Origin of the sequence: Bacillus sp. GC_Bacil_1, from assembly GCF_026540675.1 — a bacterium.
GTDB classification, from domain to species: Bacteria; Bacillota; Bacilli; order Bacillales; family Bacillaceae_G; genus Bacillus_A; species Bacillus_A cereus.
Genome location: NZ_JALNUG010000011.1, coordinates 116,454 through 139,976, shown reverse-complemented (window position 1 = coordinate 139,976; position 23,523 = coordinate 116,454). Strand labels below are relative to the sequence as shown.

Genomic DNA, 23,523 nt, shown 5'->3' with positions numbered 1-23,523 from the left:
GGATATATAAATCAAATCTATTACTCTACATCTAAACCAAAATTATTACATAGAGACGCTAACCCACCTTGGAATCCACTTCCGATTGCATTGAATTTCCAGTCACCTGCATGACGATATAATTCACCTACTACTACGGCTGTTTCAATAGAGAAATCTTCTCCTAAATCGTAACGAATTAATTCTGCATTCTTTTCTTCATCTAAAATACGTACGAAAGAGTTAGAAACTTGTCCAAAGTTTTGGCTGCGTCCTTCTCCATCGTAAATCGTGATTGTGAAGCAAATACGTTCGATATGTGCAGGTACATTTTTCAAATCTACTTTAATCGATTCGTCATCGCCTTCACCTTCGCCAGTTCGGTTATCTCCTAAATGCTCTACAGCACCATTCGCACCTTTTGGGTTATTATAGAAGACGAAATCCTCTGCACCTGAAACTTTACCGTTAGCACCTACTAAGAAAATACTAACATCTAAATCGAAATCGTTTTGTCCATCATAACGATTCGTATCCCAACCAAGTCCTACAAGAACTTTTGAAAGACCTGGATTCGTTTTTGTTAAGTCTACCTTTTGTCCTTTTTTCAATGAAATTGATGCCATATACAATTCCTCCTCGGTTATTTTATTGATAACGTGATACAATCTCACTTAAGTTTTTATCTTGTGTTCCTTCTCCAACTGCTGAAAACTTCCATTCACTTCCGTGACGATACATTTCACCTGCAATTAGAGTCGTTTTGCCAGCATAATTATCCGATAAATTATAGCGTGCTAATTCTTCACCAGTTTGCGGGTTTTGAATACGAATATATGCATTACGAATCATCCCGAAATCTTGACGACGATTTACACAGTCATAAATATTTACAACGAATACTAAACGATTAATACGGCTCGGAACTTTATGTAATTCTACGAAAATTGTTTCGTCATCACCAGCGCCTTCGCCTGTTAAATTATCTCCTGAATGAATAATACTACCACAAGTAGAAAGTTTATTTCCGAAGTAAACTAAATCATTTTTGTTTAAAAAACGATCTCCTTCTAACATAACAACAGATGCATCACAATCTACATTTGGTTTACTTCCAAATAATGAAGACAGAAATCCACCTGATTGCCCAATTGGATCCCAGCCTAAGCCAACCTGTAGTTTTGCTACTTTTGGTTGTCCTTTCGTTAAATCGATCTTTTGACCTTTTTCTAAAATAATAGGCATGAAGTTTCTCCCTTTCTACAAAGCATTTTCCAAATCGGAAAATATTGTATTCTTCTCTTATATTGTAGCATTATTTACCTAGCGATAAAAAGGATAAATTCTCAGTTATATGAAAACATTCATATAATTTACTTATGATGATGTAAGAAGTGGTAAATAGCACCAATCATTCCTGCACAATTACCGTTTTGTGCAAGTTCAATCTCACAATTATTATAAATCTCTTGATTTAAGTATTTACTGACCTCCTCTTTTACTTCTTTTAAAAACTCATTTCCTCTATCGGTAATTCCTCCACCAATAATAATCGTTTCTGGATTAAAAATATAAGCAAGATTACTAATTCCGATCGCCAAATGTTTAAAGAAGATCCCAACTGCTTGAGCAACTTCCCAATCTCCTTTATCATACAACTCGAAAATTTTTTTCCCATTCCACTCGCCTTTGCCTTTATATTTTCTTACAAGCCGAATTAATCCTGAAATCGAAGCAACCTCTTCAAACGTTTTTCCTTCTATTAACATATTCCCCCATTCACCAGCACTAAATGAATGTCCTCGGTACAATTCTCCATCTATAAAAATTGCTCCTCCAATTCCTGTTCCAAGGGTGAGCATAATAAAGTTCTCTTTCTCTCTTCCACTACCATTCCACTTTTCTCCAAACGCTGCACAATTCACATCATTGTCAATCGATACTGGAACTTTTAATATCTCTTGCAATCTATCAATAATAGGAATAGTACTATATCCCGGAATATGATCCGCACCTCCCGTCACAATTCCTTTATTAATATCAACAATTCCCGTAGTGCTAATACCAATTCCTGTAATAGTATGTTCATTCATTATTTTTTTGGATACATATATAAGTTTTTGAATAATTTGTTCTCCGCCTAAATGAATTTCTGTTGCAACTGTTTTACGCTTTAATACTCTCCCTACTTCTGAAACAATGCCATACTTAATTTGCGTACCGCCAATATCAAACGCTATGTACTCTTTCATCTACTGCCACTTCCTCTACCGTTATGAATGTAAATTCCCCGCCTCTACTATTTGTAGGAAATCTACATTAACTCTTTTCTGCTTTGACAAATACACCACCTTTTTCTATATATAGTTTTTTTTGCATAAAACTCTTTTTCCTAAGAAATATTACAAAGGGATGTATTTTAGATGGAATATTAATTTCTTAGGAGGAAAACCATGACGAAAATCTTCATTTTAGCATCAACACTCTCTTTATCTTTTTTTAGCGGTTTAAATATCGGTAATGCTGCAACTGAGAACTTCCAACCATTAACAAACGCTATTGTACAAAATAGCGATCATTTTGCCGAAGGAAATTTAAAGGATAATAATAAACCTCCAGGAAATAACGGTTCTCAGGACGATAGTGGTTCTGGCGGCAGCGGCTCTGGCGGCAATGGTTCCGGCGGTAATGGTTCCGGCGGTAACGGTTCTGGTGGCAGTGGCTCTGGTGGCAATGGTTCCGGCGGTAACGGTTCTGGTGGCAGTGGCTCTGGTGACAACGGTTCCGGCGGTAACGGTTCTGGTGGCAGTGGCTCTGGCGGCAATGGTTCCAGTGGTAACGGTTCTAGTGGCAGTGGCTCTGGCGGCAACGGTTCCGGCGGTAACGGTTCTGGTGGCAGTGGCTCTGGCGGCAATGGTTCCGGCGGTAACGGTTCTGGTGGCAATGGCTCTGGTGACAATGGCTCTGGTGACAACGGTTCCGGCGATAATGGTTCTGGTGGTAGCGGCTCTGGCGGCAATGGTTCCGGTGGTAATGGTTCCGGCGGTAACGGTTCTGGTGGCAATGGCTCTGGTGGCAATGGCTCTGGTGGCAATGGCTCTGGTGACAATGGTTCTGGCGGTAACGGTTCTGGTGGCAGTGGCTCTCAAGGTGGCAATCGTGTTAAAGGTGATAGCAGTTCTCAAGGCGGTAATGGCTCTCACGGCGGCAATCGTGTTAAAGGCGATAGCAATTCTCAGAAGGGCAACGGTTCTCAAGGTGGTAATGTAAAAGATAATACAAAAAAACAAGGTGATAAATTACCTAATACTGCAACGCATTACCCTATATCTATTTTAATGGGTCTTTCAACATTCCTAATTGGTATGTTACTGTTTATTCGTCTTAAAAACGTAAAATAAGAACAACATCCTTCCATCTAAAGAATACATGAAATACTGTATAAAACCAAAAAGGGCTTTGGATTGCATTTTATTATGCAGCCCAAAGTCCTTTTTATCCCCTATCAAAAGAGTATTAATATGCTTTTCCCCAATACACCATTTGTTTAGCTTCTTTACCACAACAAATACATTCTTCAGCTAAATGCTCTTGCTCAAAAGGCATACAACGTGAAGATACTCCCACCTCTTCTTTTAGTTTCTCTTCACAAGCCAATTCCCCGCACCACATCGCTTTAATAAAGCCTTGCTTTTCGTCAGCTACTTTTTTCATCTCTTCGAAATTTGTCACAGCATACGTATTCTCATCGCGAAATGCTTTTGCTTTATTAAATAAAGCAATATGAATTTCTTCAAGTAATGCTGGAATACGTTCTTCTAATTGATCCATTGGTACAAACTCTTTTTCCTTCGTATCTCTTCTTACAAGTACAACTTGATTCTTTTCAATATCTTTAGGGCCAACTTCTAATCGAATTGGAATACCCTTCATTTCATACTCATTAAATTTCCAACCAGGCGTTTTATTACTAGCATCTATTTTTACTCGTGCAACCTTTTGAATATGTCCTTGTAACTCTGTTGCTTTTGCTAAAACTCCTTCTTTATGCTGAGCAATTGGTACAATAACAACTTGCACTGGAGCGACTTTTGGTGGCATTACAAGTCCATTATTATCGCTATGAACCATTATTAGCCCGCCTATCATTCTTGTTGATACACCCCAAGATGTTTGGTGCACATATTGCCATTTACCGTTACGATCTAAAAACTTAATATCAAATGCTTCTGAGAAATTCGTCCCAAAGTTATGAGAGGTTCCTGTTTGAAGCGCTTTTCCATCATGCATTAAACTTTCAATTGTATAAGTTGCCTTTGCTCCAGCAAACTTCTCTTTTTCTGTTTTTTGTCCTTTAATAACTGGTATCGCTAAATAATCCTCACAGAAAGAAGCATATAAGTTTAAAATATTTAATGTTTCAGCCTGCGATTCTTCTGCCGTTTCATGGATTGTATGACCCTCTTGCCATAAAAATTCAGTCGTACGAAGGAATGGTCTAGTTGTCTTCTCCCAACGAACTACTGAACACCACTGATTATATAACTTTGGCAAATCATTATAGGATTGCACAATTTTTGAAAAGTGCTCACAGAATAAAGTTTCAGATGTAGGACGTACACAAAGTCTTTCCGCTAACTTTTCATCCCCGCCATGTGTAACCCATGCTACTTCAGGAGCAAATCCTTCAACATGATCCTTCTCTTTTTGCAATAAACTCTCTGGGATAAACATTGGCATATATACATTTTCATGGCCAGTTTCTTTTAACTTCTCATCCATCACCTTCTGCATATTCTCCCATAAGGCATAACCATACGGACGTAAAATCATGCACCCTTTTACACTTGAATAATCAACAAGTTCGGCTTTTTTTACAATATCGGTATACCACTGCGCAAAGTCCTCTTCCATCTTCGTAATGGCTTGCACTTGTTCTTTTGCCATAGTCAGTCTTCCTCCTTCTAGAAAATACAAAAAAGCCCGCGTCCCTAAATAGGGACCGAGCTTTGCCGGCGTTACCACCCTGATTCATGCACAAAAATTGCGCATGCTCTCTTTTTGATAACGGGAAATTCCCGCTGCATATGCAGAACTCAAAGGCAGGTTCCATATTGCCTTTTTAAGAATCTTTCAGCCTGGCGGATTCTCTCTCTGCTAAAAAGGTTGAATATGTACTAGTCCTTTTTCATCGTTATAACGAAATAAATTTGTTGATTATCATAATACAAATTCTTTTTTAAAACAATAGCTAATTTTCTTATTATTATATATTCTTTTCATTTTTTACAGTTTTATACGTAGCTTTTTCGAGAGATTTTTACAAGTTGATGTGCAATCATACCAATAAGTGTACCTAGTAGAACGAAGAAACCAATAAATCCATATCCCATTCCTTCCCACCCACCAATAACCATCATGGTAACAGGAAATGATGCTAAGCAAAGAAGTATTACAATCAGTGCAAATATAATATCAAACTGTTTGTCTGGAAAACGTTTCTTTAGTAAATATGAAATAGCAAATACAAGGAGAATTGTGATGCCACCAATGATGTAAAATATACCGAATCCATCTAACCAGTCCATACTATTCCCTCCGTCCATAGATTCCCTTATACTTATTATATGTTTAATTTTTCTGAAAATAAACAATAAATTTTATTCAGAAACATATTTTTATTACTAGGTATTAATAGTAATATATAAGAATAGGTTTTATATAATTAGGAGGATTACTTTATGGATAAAGCATTAACGAATCGTGTCATTATTTTATCATTCGACTGTTTATCAGCTTTAGATTTTCCTATACTACAAAAACTACCTCATTTCCAATCTCTAATAAAAAAGGGCACGGTTGTCGAAAAAGTAGAACCAATTTATCCTTCTGTAACATATCCAAGCCACTCAACAATCGTAACCGGTAATTACCCTAACAAGCACGGTGTTGTTAGTAATACGTTACTTCAACCAGGACGTGAATCACCTGATTGGCATTGGTACCGAAAATCGATAAAAGGAACAACATTGTATGATGAAGCGCGTAAAGCAAATTTAACGACAGCTGCCCTTCTATGGCCTGTTACTGGGAGAGCAAACATTGATTACAATTTACCAGAAATTTTCCCCAATAGACCTTGGCAAAATCAAGTGTTAGTTTCCTTATTTAGCGGTAGCCCACTATACCAATTAGATTTAAATCTTCGTTTCGGCCATATAAGAAATGGTTTATCACAACCAGAGCTGGATGATTTCGTCCTCGCCTCTGCTGTACACACCATTCAGACGAAAAAGCCTAATGTTATGTTCGTACATTTCACTGATTTAGACACGCAAAGACATTATCATGGCTTTGAATCTAACGAAACAATAGCTGCAATTCATAGACATGATGAGCGGCTCGGGAAAATTATTCAAACTTTAAAAGACAGTGACCTATACGAAGAGAGTACAATTATCGCTCTTGGTGACCATAGCGCTTTAAGTGAAAACAAAGCGATTCAATTAAATGTGCTATTCCAACAAAAAGGCCTCGTATCTATAAATAAAAAAGGGCTATTAGTAGATTGGAAGGCCTATTGTCAAAGTTGCGACGGGTCTGCCTATGTATATGTGAAAGACAAAAATGATACGGATACAATTCGAGAAGTACAACTACTCCTTGAAGAACTGCTGCAAAATAAACAGAATGGAATTGAATTTATACTTCATGATGAAGCTGCGAAAGACTGCGGTGCAGATGGTAATTGTTTATTTATGTTAGAAGCGCAAGAGGGGTATTATTTCACTGAAAACTATACAGGAGATTTTATAAAAGACATTACTGAAAAAGATGTTACGCCTAGTAAAAAATATACATTTGGTACGCATGGATACTCTCCAACAAAACCTAACTATGAAACAATTTTTATCGCTGCTGGAAAAGCAATAAAAACCGGCGTTACCGTCCCGTATATGAGACTTATTGATGAAGGTCCAACTATCGCTAGACTACTCGGTTTACACTTAGGCGAAACAGACGGATCAATTGTAGAGGATTTACTCCAATTGTAAAGAACTGTGTATATATGTAAAAGTTCTGTAAAAATCATCACTGTTTCTCTTTTTATAATTTTTATTTTTGTACACTGTTAGTAGAACAAATTTAAGGGGGAACACTATATGAAAAAAATGTCCAGACAAGAAAAAAGCTGGATATTATACGATTGGGCGAACTCGGTATATTCGCTCGTCATTACAACTGCATTATTTCCAATTTACTTTAAAGCAGCTGCAAAAGAAGCCGGGCTATCTGGTGCAACTTCAACAGCATATTGGGGATATGCAAACTCGTTCGCTACACTTTTAATTTCTATACTTGCTCCTATTCTCGGCACAGTTGCTGATTATAAAGGATTTAAAAAACGATTTTTCACATTCTTCTTTGGACTTGGTATCGTATTTACAAGTATGTTAGCAGTCGTTCCAACATCTCAGTGGTACTTATTATTAGGATGCTATATGCTCGCCTTAGTTGGTTTTGCTGGAGCCAATATTTTCTATGATGCATTTTTAGTAGATGTCACTTCTGAAGATAGAATGGATCGAATTTCTACAAGAGGTTTCGCTTTAGGCTATATTGGGAGTACTATTCCTTTTATCGGTTGTATCGCTCTTATTATTCTTGCTCAAAAAGGAACTATCCCTTTATCAGTTGGCATTGCTAGTCAAATTTCATTTGCGATAACTGCTCTTTGGTGGGGGTTATTTACAATTCCAATGCTTAAAAACGTAGAGCAAACACACTATATTGAGCGTCATCCAAGACCTATTAAAATGAGCTTCAAACGTCTTGCTGATACTTTTAAAAATATTAAAGAATATAAAACTGTATTTATGTTTCTAATTGCTTACTTTTTCTATATTGACGGAGTCGATACAATTATTACTATGTCTACAGCTTACGGAACCGACCTCGGTATCAGTGCAACGAATCTATTAATCATATTATTTGTAACACAAATTGTCGCTTGTCCATTTGCGTTACTATACGGAAAACTATCTGAAACATTTACTGGTAAAAAAATGTTATATGTCGGTATCATTATTTATATCATCATTTGCACATATGCTTATTTCTTAAAAACGACACTTGATTTTTGGATTTTAGCAATGTTAGTTGCTACATCTCAAGGTGGTATTCAAGCACTAAGTCGTTCATACTTTGCAAAACTAGTACCAAAAGAATCTGCTAATGAATTCTTCGGATTTTATAATATATTTGGGAAGTTTGCCGCAATTATGGGTCCGGTATTAGTCGGTGTTACAACGCAATTAACAGGAAAAACAAACGCTGGTGTTCTTAGTATTATTGTTCTGTTTATTATCGGAGGATTCTTACTAACTAGAGTTCCAGAAAATAATACATCCGTTACACCACCTAGTCCAAAGACTAAAACGCTATAAGAAAAGATCCTCTTCTCATAAGAAGAGGATCTTTTTTATTTTTAAAGGTGCGCCTTATAATGAACGACTCTACTGCTTGTACAAAAATAATTTATCAACAGTTGTTCCTAATACTTCAGCTAAACGGAATGCTAACGCTAAGCTTGGATCATATTTATTATTCTCAATTGCATTTATCGTCTGTCTAGAAACCTTGCATTTATCAGCTAATGCGCCTTGTGAAATATTATTTTCAGTGCGTAATTCATAGATTTGATTTTTCACACCATTGCTCCTAACCTGTAAAATCGTTTTTACAACATCAGTATATAATTGGCTCATATAGTTGTCAAAAGTTCCTCAAAGAAAAAGGGAGCAATTTTGCTCCCTTACAATAGTTATTTCGAAGCTAAAGAATTTGTTAGTTCCTCTTTATTAGCGACAGCTTCTTTCTTTATTTGCATACGTAGAACTGGCCCTATCGCTAATAAAATAAGTGCCATCGCTATACAAAACACAGTAACTAGTGAAGTTAGTTCCTTTAATCCTCCAGCTAGTGAAGTTCCAATTAACATTGCTCCCATAAACAGTGGTAAAATCGTCCCATTTACTCTTCCAACCATATTTTCTGGTACAAGTTGAATCATAAGCGTACCGACAACGATATTAACACAAGCTAAACAAATACCTGTTCCAAATCTCATGAAACTAGTAATCCAAAATGATGTAGATAGCCCTTCTACTAAAAATGATATCGCTAATATGCCCATACCGAATACAAACATCTTTTTCGGATTCACTTTTGAAGCGAAAATTGCAGCAACAATACCACCGATTAACATACCTATTCCATCAGCTGCTGCTAAATATTGAACAGCTTCTTTTTCCATGCCTAAACGTTCAATTACAAGGAATACTTCTAATGGATTCGTTAATCCAACAGCTAAACCCATAATTGTAAAAGTGATCGTAATCATACGTAAATTTTTCGTGTGAAGAACGTATTTCCATCCTTCTTTTATATCATTTTTTAATGAATCTCTTGCCACTTGCTCTTTTTCAACCCATTTTGGTAAAAATGAAAGGGCGATAGCAGATAACAAAAATAAAATGATTAAACTATATAGTGATGTAAATAAGCCAAGTTGTGTATACACAATTGATCCTACAACTGGTCCAAAAATCATAAATAATGACTGTAATGTTTGGTTAAATGCAATCGCATTTGCTACCTCTTCTTCTTTTACATAGCGCTTAAATATACGCGACGATGAGGGCTGAGAAAACTGACCTACAATCGCGGAAATGAGTGTTGCAAAAAATATAGCCTGCCAATAATCAAATTTTAATAATAAGACAATTCCTATAATAGACAGTACACTTAACACATCTCCAGCGACCATTGTTCTTTTCGGATTCCAACGATCTGCTAATGCACCACCAATGAACGAGAAAATAAAGATAGGTGCATACTCCATGACAGATAATAGAGACACTGAAACTGGATCATTATTTGTCCGCTCCATTATGAAATATAAAAGAGCCATATTTCTGATCCAAATTGCAAATTGTTGTAAAATATCAGATGCCATAACGAGCATAAATGCTCGGTTTTTAAATAAAGCTTTCACTTTCATTCCCCTTCCATAAACCGACCGTTCGGTCTAATTTGTTTTGTAAGAAAAGCAACTGACTTATTATTCAGCTGCCATTCCTTTTAACAATACATCTATTGCCTTTTTATAAATACGTTTCAGCTCTTTATAATCTAACTCGTAGTAAAGTACTCCAAGCCCTGATAATAATCCGTTCACAATATACATAAGATCACGAGCATTATCTTCACGGAACTCTCCAGACTGTATACCTGCTTCAATTAATTTCTCAAACATAACATATGATTCTCTAGTTAAAGCTAACAATTCATCCAGAATCTCTTTACTTACAACTTGGCTCATAGAGAATTCCTCTATTGCATTTGAAATTGGTTGCTGTATGTCCTCTACATGATATTCCGCGAGACCATATAGTTTTTCAGTACTAGTACTATACAACTTCTCTTTTTCATTCCATTTTTCAACCCAATCATACGTATGCTGTTTCACTACAAATAAAAATAATTCTTCTTTACTTTTAAAGTGATAATAAATACTTCCTTTACTTCGCTCTGTAATTTCACAAATCTCTTCCATAGATGTAGCTGCATAGCCCTTCTGTGAAAATAGACTTTCTGCTTTATATGCAATTTCTTTCTTTATCTCTTCTGCGCTTCTTCTCATATTCACACCTCTTTAAACCGACCGTTCAGTCTAATGATAACAAATCAAAAACCTCTATCGCAAGAGGATATATTCCTTATTTAAGAAAACGTACTTTCAAACCAAGTTCGAATCATATGTATCGTTCCAAATTTAAATGCTAATTTAACAAGAAATACGCCTCCCGCAGCTAATAAAAATAACACTACTTTCTCCTTATTTTTCACTTTCGGTTCCCTTTTCATTTCCATTCCCCTTAGTATATTAAAAATATTAATCAAACGTTTGTTTAACTGTGTTTATGCAATATGTAAGCCAACTAATCAAACGTTTGTTTAAAAAGAAATACGCCTATATAAGGCGCATTTTCATCAATCACCGCCACCACCGCAGCTTCCACCGCTATCTCCCCCAAAAGACCCTCCACAATCATGTGAGCCGCCATCATGCGAGCTATCATTATCAGATCCAGCAAAGAAAAATAATGGTGATGAGCTGTTAGATGAATTATGAATGTTATTTTGTTTTGTAAGATTTACCTTCTTTTTGTTCGATCGAACTGCTGTTACGATTATTCCAACTACAACAAATAATAGTATGACAATAATAAATTCCATATAAAAGCCTCCCTTATTCCTCGAATAATTGAATGGTTCTCTCTAGATTTTCAAGTGAAATGAAGCGCGATTCTCGAAGGATCTCTTTTCCATTATAAAATAATAAAATTGTCGGTCCTGTAAATACGGCATATCGCCCCGCAATCTCTTGCATGTCTTGTAGTAATATCTCTATTTTCTCTACGTAATCATAATTCTCTAATACGCAATTTACTTTTCTTAGCATAACATCACAAACACCACAATTTTCCGTTTTAATAAACAGAAGTACCAATTGTTGTTCTTCGATATAGGTCGCTATTTCTTCTATCGTTTTAAATGTAGTCATCTTATCCCTCTTAGCGTAATTTACGAAATACTTTGTCTTGATACATACGAAAAGCTGAACTATCTTTAATCTTTCTCTTTTCCATTACCTGCTGAAAACGTAACGTTTTTATTGTTAACTCTTCTCGTAATTTCTTTCTCTCTTCTTCATCATAACAGCAGGCAATTAGATCCTCTATTTTTAATATATCTTTTTGTAGTTCCATCTCTGGTGGAATCATTCCCGCATTTTTTAAAATTTTATAACTCATTCTAAGTTCTGGAGGTACCATTGAAAAATCTTCTAATTGTAGTGGTTTTCCTTTTCCCGGAAGATAATCAAGATCACCATTCCGTATTGCTTGTCGAATTTTTTCTTCAGCAATGTTCAAAAACACATCCACACTATTCCCTCCTTTACATATTTTTACTATTATTTTACATGATATTTCCTTATCTTTCTACGTCTTTAATAATTGGCTCCATACAATTTTTTCTCAAATTTATTTATAATGAGCTATTTCCTCCCATACCGACCTTTCGTTTTCATATATAGTTTGTATTCAAGCCTTTTTGTATTGAGAAAGTCTTTTTCAACTTAATAAAGCGTTTACACTAAATCTTACATTTGTTACGATTTAATCACCCCCAGCTCCCTTGTATAGACTTCGTGATGTCTGATCATTTTATCTAGACGTTTCATACGTCTAGATTCATTTTGATTTATTGGCGTATGCCTTTAAATATATCTTTTATTTTGAAAGGAGAAATGGCTATGAGGTCTCAAAAATTCACACTGCTATTACTATCTCTACTACTTTTCTTACCTCTTTTTCTCACAAATTTTATTACTCCTAATCTCGCATTAGCAGATTCACCAAAGCAAAGTCAAAAAATTGTTGGGTACTTTCCTTCGTGGGGCGTTTACGGACGTAATTATCAAGTTGCTGACATTGATGCATCAAAACTTACTCACCTTAACTATGCTTTCGCGGATATTTGTTGGAATGGAAAACATGGAAATCCTTCTACCCATCCGGATAATCCAAATAAACAAACGTGGAACTGTAAAGAATCTGGTGTACCATTGCAAAATAAAGAGGTTCCTAATGGTACTCTCGTACTCGGTGAACCATGGGCTGATGTTACCAAATCGTATCCTGGCTCAGGTACAACTTGGGAAGATTGCGATAAATATGCCCGTTGCGGAAATTTCGGAGAACTAAAACGATTAAAAGCTAAATATCCTCATTTAAAAACAATAATTTCCGTTGGTGGCTGGACTTGGTCTAACCGCTTTTCTGATATGGCCGCTGATGAAAAGACAAGAAAAGTATTTGCCGAATCTACAGTAGCTTTTCTTCGCGCATATGGATTTGATGGCGTAGATTTAGACTGGGAATATCCGGGCGTTGAAACGATTCCTGGTGGTAGTTATCGTCCTGAAGATAAACAAAATTTCACTCTTCTTCTTCAAGACGTCCGAAATGCTTTGAATAAAGCAGGTGCTGAAGATGGCAAACAATATTTACTAACAATCGCGTCAGGTGCAAGTCAACGCTACGCTGATCATACAGAGCTAAAGAAAATTTCTCAAATACTCGATTGGATTAATATTATGACATATGATTTCCACGGTGGATGGGAAGCTACTTCTAATCATAATGCAGCTCTATACAAGGATCCAAATGACCCAGCAGCAAATACGAATTTTTACGTAGATGGTGCTATAGACGTTTATACCAATGAAGGTGTTCCAGTGGATAAACTAGTATTAGGCGTACCTTTTTATGGACGTGGCTGGAAAAGTTGTGGAAAAGAAAATAACGGACAATATCAACCTTGCAAACCAGGTAGTGATGGGAAACTTGCTTCTAAAGGTACTTGGGATGATTATTCTACCGGTGACACAGGTGTGTATGATTACGGTGATTTAGCAGCCAATTACGTTAATAAAAATGGTTTTGTACGCTACTGGAATGACACAGCTAAAGTACCTTACTTATATAATGCGACTACAGGCACATTTATTAGCTACGATGACAATGAATCTATGAAATATAAAACAGACTATATAAAGACGAAGGGTTTAAGTGGAGCAATGTTTTGGGAACTAAGCGGGGATTGCCGTACAAGTCCAAAATATAGTTGTAGTGGTCCAAAATTACTTGATACGCTAGTAAAAGAATTACTTGGTGGACCTATTAGTCAAAAAGATACTGAGCCACCAACAAATGTTAAAAATATTGTAGTTACGAATAAAAATTCAAGCTCAGTTCAATTAAGTTGGACTGCATCCACTGATAACGTAGGCGTTACTGAATACGAAATTACTGCCGGAGAAGAAAAATGGAGTGCAACAACAAATAGCATTACAATTAAAAACTTAAAACCTAATACGGAATACACATTTTCAGTAATTGCCAAAGATGCTGCTGGAAATAAATCACAACCTACCGCTCTTACTTTCAAAACAGATGAAGCTAATACGACACCTCCTGATGGAAATGGCACTGCTACATTTTCAGTCACTTCGAATTGGGGCAGCGGTTATAACTTCTCGATTATAATCAAAAATAATGGAACGACCCCTATTAAAAATTGGAAATTAGAATTTGATTATAGCGGCAATTTAACACAAGTTTGGGATTCTAAAATTAATAGTAAAACAAATAATCATTATGTAATTACGAACGCAGGATGGAATGGCGAAATTCCTCCTGGCGGATCTATTACAATTGGTGGTGCAGGAACAGGTAATCCTGCCGAACTTTTAAATGCCGTCATTAGCGAAAACTAGACGTAATATCCATTAATTATTTCACTAAAGTTTGAATTTAGGTTCGAGCAATACCTCCTAAATTCAAACTTTTAATTTTACGAAAAATAAAAAACATTACAATAACTTATTATAATTATATTTAGTTTCTAATATGAAGTTTATATGAAGTTCATTTGAATTTTACATGAATTTCCTTTAATTTCTATTGTCTTCCTATAATATCCACATTATCCTTTACATATAGGAATTATTTTCATTCCATTTTGAACTATCTATATATATAAAGAAAGATAGTCACCTGTTAGGGAAAGGCTTTCGTATTATTATAAATATAACAAAAGAAAAAGCACGCTTATAAGCGCACCATAAGAGTGCTTCTTCATACAATTCTCATGTAAGAGTTCTCGAAAATCATGTTAATCACAAAGAAAAGGCATTAGCTCATAAAAGCTAATGCCTTTTCTTTATTCATATTGTTCAGCATTCCAATCTTCTATATTCCATACTTTTGTTATCCACGATTCATAGAAAGAAGGTTCATGCGAGACAATTAAAACTGTTCCTTTGTATTGTTGTAACGCTTCCTGTAAAGCCATCTTAGTTTCTACATCCAAATGATTAGTCGGTTCGTCTAAAATTAAAACATTGCTTTTTGTTACGATAAGTTCACATAAACGCACTTTCGTTTGCTCTCCACCGCTTAATAAACGAATAGGTTTTAATACGTGTTCTTCTTTCAATCCACACTTCGCTAATGCTTGGCGCACTTCTTTCTTTGTCATATCTGGTCGTTCTGTCCAAACTTTCTCTAACGGTGTTATTTCTGAAGCAAACTCTTCCTGTGCAAAATAAGCAGGATTTACTCGTTCCCCAACAAAAATTGAACCGCTTAGCGGCTTTATTTGACCTAATAACGTCTTTAACATTGTCGTTTTTCCAATACCATTATGACCAACAACAGCTATCTTTTCTCCTTTTTTCACTTGTAAATTCAAGTCTGGAAATAACGGCTCACTATAACCCACTCTTAGTTTCTCAGCCTGTAATATACGACTTACTGGTTCATTATAAACAGTAAAAGCAAAACGGGACCGAGGTATATTATTAACCTTTTCAACCCTTTGCATTTTCTCCAATACTTTCTCTCGACTTTTTGCCTGTTTTGCTTTTCGAATCTTATTTTTTTGAATAAATGTTTCTAACTGAGCAATTTCTTTTTGTTGTTTCACATACGCCGATTGTAATTGTTTCCTTTGTACTTGGTAACTTTGTAAAAACTTTTCATAATCCCCTACATATCGCTTAACTTTTCGTTCTTCTAGATGGTAAATGACATTCGTAATATTGTTCAAAAATACTTCATCATGCGAAATGATAATATAAGCTTTTTCGTACAGTTTCAAGTACGATTGCAACCATTCTATATGTGCTGTATCTAAATAGTTCGTTGGTTCATCTAGCAATAAAACATCAGCTTTTTCTAGAAGAAGCTTTCCTAGTAATAACTTTGTCCGCTGTCCTCCACTTAACTTTGAAACATCCTTTTCCAATCCTATTTCAAACAGCCCTAAACCAATTGCCACTTCTTCAATTTCTGTATGAATTTGATAGAAATTAGAGTTTTCCAATATAGTTTGTAACTCTCCATACCTTACTAACAATTTTTCTACTTCTACTGCTTCAGCCATCTCTTCTGCAATTTTTAACATTTCGTATTCAATCGCATACAAGTTAGAAAATGCACTTTGCAAGTATCCTGCAATTGTTATTCCTTCTTGTAAATCTATATGCTGCTGCAAAAATCCAACCTTCACATGTGGAAACCATTCAATGTTCCCATCATCATGTATAAGTTCTCCTGTTAAAATTCTTAGCAGTGTTGATTTTCCAATCCCATTTTTCCCTACTAACCCAACATGCTCCCCCTTTAATAATCGAAAGCATGCATTATATAAGATGGTTTTCTCACCATACGAATGACTTAAATTTTCTACTGTTAATATACTCATTTTTTTCTCTCCTTTACTTATCGTCCATAAGCTAAATAGAGAGACCAACAGTATGAATCCTTATTTAATTATGCATATAAAAATGGGTAAGGTGAATACACCTTACCCATTACATATTATCGTAAAAAAGGATTAAGGTTCTTTACCTGCTGTCTTCAATTTAGCTTAATCTTAAAAAATGGGCAGACTTCTCCCATATCAAGCTAAAACCATTTGAAGAACAGTTGATAAAGTCATTTTATCCTTTCACTCCTTTAACATTTGTTATATTAAGAGTATAAACTACTCTGTTATATTCTATTCTCTATTTTCCCTTTTGTTCCTTCTCCATCTTTTCATATTCTAAAAAAAGCCTCTTAACAGTAATTATACTAACAACTGTTAAAAGGCTTTTTCTATTTTTTCATATAAGGAGCTAACACACTTAAAATCTCTTCTTTATCCTTTTTTAATTCGAGTGATGTTAACATATCCATCGTTCTCGGTCTAGGTAATTTCACTTGTACCTCGCCAACAATTGACGCTGGTCTTTGAGATAAAATAAATACGCGATCTGAAAGCAAGATTGCCTCATCTAAGTCATGTGTAACCATAACGATTGTTTGCTTCTCTTGATGCCAAGAGTTTAAAAGCCAGCTATGTACTTCCATTTTTGTAAATGCATCTAACTTTCCAAAAGGCTCATCAAGCAGCATAATTGGCTTTTCACATAAATATGTGCGCAGAAAACTAATTCTTTGACGCATACCACCAGACAATTCATCTGGATAATGGTCTGCATATTCATCTAGTTCGAACTGCTTTAATGCTTCCATTCCTTCTGTCAGCCTTTGTTTTTTCGGCTTTCCTTCAATTTCTAACGGAAGAACGATATTTTGCAAAGCTGATCGCCACGGTAGTAATAAATCTTGTTGTGGCATATAACTAACAACATCTTGCTCTTGTACTTGCTTATCTTTATACATTACGTTCCCGCTTGTTGGTTTTTCAACATTTGCAATCATGTTTAATAATGTGCTTTTCCCGCAACCACTCGGTCCTACAAAAGAAACAAACTCTCCCTCTTGTATAGAGGCACTAATATTCTCTAATACATTCTTTCCGTCGAAAGATTTCACTATATTTTTTATTTGTAATCCGCTCATTTTTCACTTGGAAGGAATTCATTTGTAAAAGCATCTTTTACATCGATTTTCTTTTTAATAACTTTGTTGTCATATAAGAAATTCATGTAATTCGTCCAAATTTCTTCCTTCTGTACTCCCCATGCTTTCGCATCATCTTGATACTTCGTACTTAACCATTTCTGGCTTTCTTGAACTAAATCTTTATTTACATCTGGAACAGCTTTAATTAGAATATCAGCAGCTTCTTTCCGTTCCTTAATTGCAAAATTATAACCTTCTGTTGTTGCACTCATAAACTTTTTCACAAAGTCTTTATCTTGCTTCGTATGTTTTTCACTCGTAATAATAACAGGACTATAGAAATCAAGCGCTGGATCTAAGTCTTTCACCATAATCGTATTTAACTCTTTTCCTTGGCGCTTCGCTTCAATACCATCCCAACCGTAATAAATCCATTCGAAATCTGCATCACGGCCGATTGATTTAAAGAAATCTGTTTGTCCTAAGCTGATTTTTTCAACTTTATTAAAATCAGCTTGATGCTTATCCATAATCGTCTTTAATGTCGCTTCTTCCGCTGGTCCTCCCCAGCCGCCATAACGTTTACCTTCAAAATCTTTCGGTGACGTCATATTATCTTTCTTAAGCGATGCAAACGCTGAAGTGTTATGCTGAATAATCGCTCCTACAGATACAACAGGAATTCCTTCCACACGAGCTAATGTTACATTTTCTTGTGCGCTTATTGCGAAGTCTGCTTTTCCTGATGCTATCATTTGCTCTACTGTTACATTGTCACCTGGTTGAATAATTTCTACATCTAATCCTTGCTTTTTGTAATAATCTTTCGTTTGCGCTACATACAAGCCAGTATGATTCGTATTTGGAAACCAATCTAATACTACTTTTACTTTTTGATCTTTACTTGCACTTTCTTCTTTCTTCGCCGGATTACATCCAGCCACACCTACCGCTACTAAGGCAGCTAACATAACTTTCAAACCTTTTTTCATTTTCTGCCGTCCTTTCTATATATCCATGGTGCTGTTATTCTTGCCATAAACTCTACGATAAAATACAGGCATAATGTCACTATAACGATGATTGCTGCAACACCAAATACTCGGGCAGTCAAAAAGGATTTTGTAGCCCTCGTAAGCATAACGCCTAATCCTTCACTTGCACCGAGCCATTCTCCGATAATTGCCCCCATTACGCTATATGTAACTGCAATTTTTAAACCGGAGAAAAAGTATGGAAGCACTGCTGGAAATTTTACTTTCTGGTAAACTTGCCATTTTGTCGCCTTCATTGTTTGTAAAAGCTTCAACATGTTTTTATCTACTGTTTGAAAACCTTCTAAAATACTAAGCGCAATTGGGAAGAAACAAACGAGTATTACGACCATTACTTTCGGCAACATCCCATATCCAAACCAAATAATAAATAGCGGTGCAAGTACAACAATTGGAATTGTTTGCGAAATAACGAGCAATGGATTTATTAAAATACGAAATAACGGTATAACGTCCATAATAATTGCGATGCTCGTCCCCAATAAAATTGCAAAGAATAGTCCAATTATAACTTCCTGCAGTGTTTGCATCGTATTTGGTAATAGTAAATCTTTCATCCCAATTAATTCTTGAACAATGGCAGAAGGCTTTGGTAAAATCCACGGTTCGATTTTAAATAATGAAACAGATCCTTCCCATATCGCAATGAGAAGGATAAGCCAAATAGTTGTAATAAGTTTAGATTGCTTCTGGTTTTGCATATTCATCACGGTACTTCCAAACCTTTTCATCTATCGTTACACCAGTGCTTGGACGATAATGGATTTTAATAGAAGTAATCACTTCTTCTGCTCCAGCATCGACGCAAGCTTGTTGCGCACGTTTAACGACATCAAGAAGTACATCTAATTCTCCTTCCAAAGTTGTTTCCATTGCCCCTACTTCATAACGAACTCCCGATTGTTGCACAACTTCAATTGCTTTATCGACAACAGAATATACATCTTTCGTTTTCGCTTGTGGTACTACTGAAAATGACATTGTAACTTGTTGTGACATAATAAAATCCCCCTTATAAAATTAGATTTCAAAAATAAGAAAAGGCTTTCCTACTGCGTAGGAAAGCCTTGTATGCAAGTTATTATAGAATAACATATGCTACATCACTTTAAGTAACTCCCTACGCTGGCATTATCCAGATCAGGTTGAGGGTCGATGTTTACTTACATCCTCTCAGCCAATTGGCTCCCCGGTCCTTAATTCGTTTTCATTGTAGCATGATTTATTTTATTGAACAAACAAAAGCATGCATAATCATTTCATTATTTTTGGAAAATATCCAACTTTTTCACCATGAGCTAATAACTGCTGTATAAATTCTTTATTGATTGCTGGTACTATCAATTCTTTTTTCTTAATCCATTCATTCGTTCTACGCGTACCCATTACAATTTCAGATTGCTGCGCTCCATCTCCTGCAACTTGAGAAGCAATTAACTCTGCTATTACTTCATTTTCCTTCGCTAATTCAAGTCCGGTATTTACATATTCTGAAAGTGGAACCATTTCAAGATTGTATCCACACTCTCCAATTAACTGTATAAATTGTTCAAACTCAATTTGATGTGGATGACAAATATGTAACGTCTCTCCTACAATTTGCGAATCTTTTAAATACAATACAATTGATTTACTAGCAAAATCAATTGGTGTGAAATCAACTTTCCACTTCACATTTGGTGCTTTCCCAATTAATAGCATTGTTTTAATAAGACGATAAAATGCGTTTCCTTCAATATTTTGTTGGAACGAACCTGTTTCTGAATGACATGCTAAATTACCTGCACGATAAATATTTCCGCGCAAACCATTTTTCATTGCTTCACGAACAATGTTTTCCGCTTGTAGTTTACTATTTGAATATACATTCTCTAAGTCTACACTGTAATTAAAATCACCAGTTTTCATGTATGTATCCCATTGATCTACCGCTAATTCTAACGGGATACCAATTGTAGAAATAAAATGGAATGTAGCACCTTTCTCCGCTAATGCTAGCATACGGCTAGTTCCTTGGACATTTATATTTTCAAATTGTTTTACATCTCCAAAATGTCTTACATCTGCACCGCAATGAATTATCGTATCCATCTTAGAACTGATGAACATAAATTCTTCTTCGCTCATCCCAAGATACTCTTCCCCCAGATCACCAGCTACGGCCTGTATACGCTGTAACCATTCTTCACATATATCACTAAAGTAGCCTGTTAATGTATCTATAATTCTTTGTTGCACATCTTTGGTTGGTCTTACTAAACAATAAATAGTAGCAGATGTATCTCTCAACAATTCATATAATATGTGTGATCCTAAATAACCAGTAGCTCCTGTTAAAAAGACATTTGAAATCTGGGTTTCTTCCAAAACGTTTGCATACGTAATAGTATCTGGTTCGTGAATCACTTTATATTCACGAAATACTTCTTCTTTCTCTACTTTTACTTCTCGCTCAATTCGAGCTAATCCATATATCGTTCTTTCTTTAAAGAAATCTTGAATTGTTAAATGTGAAAAATCTTCTTTTAACAATGTTAAGACTCGTAATACTTTTAATGAATGTCCACCAATTGTAAAGAAATCATCATGCACTCCAACTTTTGAAATTCCTAATACTTCCGCCCAAGCGCGCGCTATTTGTTTCTCTGCTTTATTAGAAGGTGCAACATATTCTTGTAGACGAACCGGTTCATACTTTTCTTCTAACTGAGCTAACTTCTTAACATCAATCTTTTTATTAGGTGTAAGTGGTAATTCATTAATATAAATTAGTTTAGATGGCACCATATAATCTGGTAATTGCTCTTGTAACTGATAAACTAATTCTGGTATTTCTTTTTTATTTAAAGTTGTATAGAACGCGATTAAATATTGGCTACCTTCCTTACTCTTCTTAGCAAACACAGCATTTTCTTTTATATTATGATTTTGAGAAATTTTACTTTGGATTTCTCCTAGTTCAATACGATGTCCTCTAATCTTTACTTGATCATCTTTCCGATGTAAAAATTCTATATTTCCATCCTCTAACAACTTAACAATATCACCTGTTTTATATATATTAACTATAGGATTGAAAGGGTTCTGAATAAAAGCTTCAATTGTTTTATTAGGCTTATTAAAATACCCTTTTGCTAATCCTACTGAATCTATATATAATTCACCAGGTACACCAATTGGACAAAGATTCATATTCTCATCCAAAATCATAACTTGATAATTAGCACATGGTTTACCAATGGGAATACTCGCAACATCCTCATTTAACTGACTAGGTATTTTATAGGTTGTCGTCACTACAGTACATTCTGTCGGTCCGTATACATTATGAATTTCAACATTTGTACCTATTCTTTCTCTCCACAATTTAATAACCTCTACAGGCAACATTTCACCGCCAATCGCAATTCTTTTTAGGGAAGCTAGCTTATATATATCTTCTTCTGCTAAATAAGTTGCTACTTGTCGAACAAAAATTGTTGCTAATGCCAAGATCGAAGTTGCTTTCACTTTATAGATTGCATTTGCAAATGCTTCTACAGACAATCGCTCTTCCTCTAATAATACATACAAATTTCCTCCGCAGAATAAAGAAGCAAATGACTCCCATACAGAAGCATCGAAACTAAAGGAAGGAAATTGGGCAAATACATCCTCTTCTGTCAATTCATATTGCTTTTGCATCCAAGTGTACAGATTAACAACGCCTCTATGTGCTAACATCGTTCCCTTTGGATTCCCTGTTGAACCAGATGTATAAATCATATAAGCTACATCATCACAATGAATAGACAACTTTACATCTATATCTTCACAAGTTTCACTATCATACATTGAAACTGTTTGAACCCCATCACATGTTATAGGCGTCTCTTTCATCAATATAACTTTCGCTTGGCTATCTTGAATAATGTACTGTATTCTACTTTCTGGATAATCTGGATCAATCGGAACATACGCTGCACCAGCTTTTAATATAGCTACCATACTTACTACTGTGTCTATGCTACGTTTCATAAATATTCCAACATAGTCTCCTAATTGGACGCCATTTTTAATTAATATATGAGCTATTTGATTACTTTTTTTATTTAGCTCCTCATAAGTTAAAGTACCTTCCCTTGAAGATAAAGCTATACGATTTGGAAATTGAGTAACAGTATTATAGAACATATCGACGATACTTTTCTCAGGATATACTGCTGTCGTATCATTCACTTGACTATAAAGTGCCATCTCGGCCTCTGTAATAATATTAAAATTTTTTATATAATTATTCTTATTTTGTGATGTACCAATTAAAACACCTTGTATTTGTTGTGCATAACGAGTAATCGTTGTTTCCTTCCAATTAACACTATTAAATATTATTTCTACACTTTGCATATTTTTACTAAATACAAATTGTAATGTATTCGTGTCTTGTAGCTCATAATATGTTTCACCAATAATAATAGGTGACATTTCATATAATGTATTACCGTTTTGAAACTCTTCTATTTCTTCCTCATTCATTTCTTTAATTTGTTCCAGTTGCTCTTCAATCTGTAAATCCAAACTTTCATAGGAGAGAAAATTAGAAACTTCAATAGTAATCGGAAATAAACTTCCTCTTACATGATAAAGCACGACAATATGTTTTTCTTTAGAAATATGATATAACCACGTTGCAGTCGCTCCTATTAAATCTACAATGTGAGTCAAATTTGGAAATAGTTCAGTTTTCCTTTTTATCCTAAGTTCCGTTCCTTGCACATCTTTAGGTATTTTAATACTTCCTTCTACTTTCCCTAAAAATTCTTTTACCATCTCATTATAAGAAATTGCTAATTTCATATTTATGTAAATTCCTCTCTTAAATATAATAAAGGTGTGAAAATTCACACCTTTTTCATCCCTTATTAACGGGCAGATTCGTTCAATTCATAATCAGTAGCGGAGAT

22 protein-coding genes, 1 riboswitch and 1 other annotated feature are annotated in these 23,523 nt (G+C 35.2%); of the genes, 4 read left to right on the top strand and 18 right to left on the bottom strand.

Features of this window, described 5'->3' with window-relative positions; translation table 11 throughout:
• Positions 1 to 20: 20 nt before the first annotated feature.
• The 3 genes from OXT04_RS17950 to OXT04_RS17940 all read right to left on the bottom strand — a co-directional run bounded on the left by OXT04_RS17950 (position 21) and on the right by OXT04_RS17940 (position 2,231).
• Positions 21 to 605: a TerD family protein gene (locus OXT04_RS17950; RefSeq protein ID WP_000146729.1), complete on the bottom strand. Its 585-nt coding sequence runs from the start codon at positions 603 to 605 to the stop codon at positions 21 to 23.
• Positions 606 to 627: 22 nt separating this feature from the next.
• Positions 628 to 1,224 (bottom strand): TerD family protein, encoded by a 597-nt coding sequence (locus OXT04_RS17945; RefSeq protein WP_001121586.1) that lies wholly within the window; start codon positions 1,222 to 1,224, stop codon positions 628 to 630.
• Between the two features lie 128 nt (positions 1,225 to 1,352).
• A complete protein-coding gene (locus OXT04_RS17940) occupies positions 1,353 to 2,231 on the bottom strand; it encodes an ROK family protein (protein WP_090978242.1) in 879 nt (292 codons plus the stop codon).
• A 201-nt stretch (positions 2,232 to 2,432) separates the two neighbouring features.
• On the opposite strand from OXT04_RS17940, the gene OXT04_RS17935 reads away from it, so the two are divergent.
• Positions 2,433 to 3,380 carry a cell wall anchor protein gene (locus tag OXT04_RS17935; RefSeq protein ID WP_267416442.1) on the top strand — a complete coding sequence of 316 codons (948 nt, stop codon included), beginning with the start codon at positions 2,433 to 2,435 and terminating at the stop codon, positions 3,378 to 3,380.
• 115 nt (positions 3,381 to 3,495) lie between these two features.
• On the opposite strand, the gene proS is transcribed toward OXT04_RS17935, so the two are convergent.
• Both proS and OXT04_RS17925 read right to left on the bottom strand, forming a co-directional pair.
• Positions 3,496 to 4,926: a proline--tRNA ligase gene (proS, locus tag OXT04_RS17930; RefSeq protein WP_090978240.1), complete on the bottom strand. Its 1,431-nt coding sequence runs from the start codon at positions 4,924 to 4,926 to the stop codon at positions 3,496 to 3,498.
• Positions 4,927 to 4,973: 47 nt separating this feature from the next.
• Positions 4,974 to 5,180: a binding site (T-box leader), on the bottom strand.
• 93 nt (positions 5,181 to 5,273) lie between these two features.
• Positions 5,274 to 5,567, bottom strand: coding sequence for a YesK-like family protein (locus OXT04_RS17925; protein ID WP_000383860.1), 294 nt, complete (start codon positions 5,565 to 5,567; stop codon positions 5,274 to 5,276).
• A 153-nt stretch (positions 5,568 to 5,720) separates the two neighbouring features.
• On the opposite strand from OXT04_RS17925, the gene OXT04_RS17920 reads away from it, so the two are divergent.
• Both OXT04_RS17920 and OXT04_RS17915 read left to right on the top strand, forming a co-directional pair.
• Positions 5,721 to 7,034, top strand: a complete 1,314-nt coding sequence (locus OXT04_RS17920; RefSeq protein WP_267416438.1) for an alkaline phosphatase family protein — start codon at positions 5,721 to 5,723, stop codon at positions 7,032 to 7,034.
• A 108-nt stretch (positions 7,035 to 7,142) separates the two neighbouring features.
• Positions 7,143 to 8,426 carry an MFS transporter gene (locus tag OXT04_RS17915; RefSeq protein WP_000738820.1) on the top strand — a complete coding sequence of 428 codons (1,284 nt, stop codon included), beginning with the start codon at positions 7,143 to 7,145 and terminating at the stop codon, positions 8,424 to 8,426.
• A 69-nt stretch (positions 8,427 to 8,495) separates the two neighbouring features.
• Here the strand turns inward: OXT04_RS17915 and OXT04_RS17910 are convergent, their stop codons facing one another.
• The 7 genes from OXT04_RS17910 to OXT04_RS17880 form a co-directional block, all read right to left on the bottom strand.
• Positions 8,496 to 8,747: a helix-turn-helix transcriptional regulator gene (locus OXT04_RS17910; RefSeq protein ID WP_002023181.1), complete on the bottom strand. Its 252-nt coding sequence runs from the start codon at positions 8,745 to 8,747 to the stop codon at positions 8,496 to 8,498.
• Between the two features lie 56 nt (positions 8,748 to 8,803).
• Positions 8,804 to 10,036: an MFS transporter gene (locus OXT04_RS17905; RefSeq protein ID WP_098236009.1), complete on the bottom strand. Its 1,233-nt coding sequence runs from the start codon at positions 10,034 to 10,036 to the stop codon at positions 8,804 to 8,806.
• Between the two features lie 66 nt (positions 10,037 to 10,102).
• On the bottom strand, positions 10,103 to 10,684 hold the full coding sequence (locus tag OXT04_RS17900; RefSeq protein ID WP_001254447.1) for a TetR/AcrR family transcriptional regulator: 582 nt from the start codon (positions 10,682 to 10,684) through the stop codon (positions 10,103 to 10,105).
• Positions 10,685 to 10,764: 80 nt separating this feature from the next.
• Positions 10,765 to 10,908 (bottom strand): histidine kinase, encoded by a 144-nt coding sequence (locus OXT04_RS17895; protein ID WP_069354903.1) that lies wholly within the window; start codon positions 10,906 to 10,908, stop codon positions 10,765 to 10,767.
• Positions 10,909 to 11,034: 126 nt separating this feature from the next.
• Complete coding sequence (locus OXT04_RS17890; RefSeq protein WP_000394364.1) at positions 11,035 to 11,280, bottom strand: hypothetical protein; 246 nt, start codon at positions 11,278 to 11,280, stop codon at positions 11,035 to 11,037.
• 13 nt (positions 11,281 to 11,293) lie between these two features.
• Positions 11,294 to 11,608, bottom strand: coding sequence for a thioredoxin family protein (locus OXT04_RS17885; RefSeq protein ID WP_000206513.1), 315 nt, complete (start codon positions 11,606 to 11,608; stop codon positions 11,294 to 11,296).
• Between the two features lie 10 nt (positions 11,609 to 11,618).
• Positions 11,619 to 11,990 carry a DnaJ family domain-containing protein gene (locus tag OXT04_RS17880; protein ID WP_000382370.1) on the bottom strand — a complete coding sequence of 124 codons (372 nt, stop codon included), beginning with the start codon at positions 11,988 to 11,990 and terminating at the stop codon, positions 11,619 to 11,621.
• 371 nt (positions 11,991 to 12,361) lie between these two features.
• Between OXT04_RS17880 and OXT04_RS17875 the strand changes: the two genes are divergently transcribed.
• Positions 12,362 to 14,386 carry a glycosyl hydrolase family 18 protein gene (locus tag OXT04_RS17875; RefSeq protein WP_267416421.1) on the top strand — a complete coding sequence of 675 codons (2,025 nt, stop codon included), beginning with the start codon at positions 12,362 to 12,364 and terminating at the stop codon, positions 14,384 to 14,386.
• Positions 14,387 to 14,832: 446 nt separating this feature from the next.
• Here OXT04_RS17875 and OXT04_RS17870 read toward each other — a convergent pair whose 3' ends face one another.
• The 6 genes from OXT04_RS17870 to OXT04_RS17845 all read right to left on the bottom strand — a co-directional run bounded on the left by OXT04_RS17870 (position 14,833) and on the right by OXT04_RS17845 (position 23,416).
• The gene (locus OXT04_RS17870; protein ID WP_098236012.1) at positions 14,833 to 16,377 is read right to left on the bottom strand and encodes an ABC-F family ATP-binding cassette domain-containing protein; all 1,545 of its coding nucleotides are present in this window, start codon (positions 16,375 to 16,377) and stop codon (positions 14,833 to 14,835) included.
• A 395-nt stretch (positions 16,378 to 16,772) separates the two neighbouring features.
• Positions 16,773 to 17,522: an ABC transporter ATP-binding protein gene (locus OXT04_RS17865; protein ID WP_000016079.1), complete on the bottom strand. Its 750-nt coding sequence runs from the start codon at positions 17,520 to 17,522 to the stop codon at positions 16,773 to 16,775.
• The gene (locus OXT04_RS17860) at positions 17,519 to 18,517 is read right to left on the bottom strand and encodes an ABC transporter substrate-binding protein (RefSeq protein ID WP_267416416.1); all 999 of its coding nucleotides are present in this window, start codon (positions 18,515 to 18,517) and stop codon (positions 17,519 to 17,521) included. Before OXT04_RS17860 ends, OXT04_RS17865 begins: the two co-directional genes overlap by 4 nt.
• Positions 18,514 to 19,287 (bottom strand): ABC transporter permease, encoded by a 774-nt coding sequence (locus OXT04_RS17855; RefSeq protein WP_001057164.1) that lies wholly within the window; start codon positions 19,285 to 19,287, stop codon positions 18,514 to 18,516. The genes OXT04_RS17860 and OXT04_RS17855 overlap by 4 nt, the downstream gene beginning before the upstream one ends.
• The gene (locus OXT04_RS17850; RefSeq protein ID WP_000082906.1) at positions 19,259 to 19,579 is read right to left on the bottom strand and encodes an MTH1187 family thiamine-binding protein; all 321 of its coding nucleotides are present in this window, start codon (positions 19,577 to 19,579) and stop codon (positions 19,259 to 19,261) included. The genes OXT04_RS17855 and OXT04_RS17850 overlap by 29 nt, the downstream gene beginning before the upstream one ends.
• A gap of 101 nt (positions 19,580 to 19,680) precedes the next feature.
• Positions 19,681 to 19,782, bottom strand: a riboswitch (TPP riboswitch).
• Positions 19,783 to 19,834: 52 nt separating this feature from the next.
• Entirely contained in the window at positions 19,835 to 23,416 is a 3,582-nt protein-coding gene (locus tag OXT04_RS17845) for a non-ribosomal peptide synthetase family protein (protein ID WP_098211364.1), read from the bottom strand.
• Between the last annotated feature and the right edge of the window lie 107 nt (positions 23,417 to 23,523).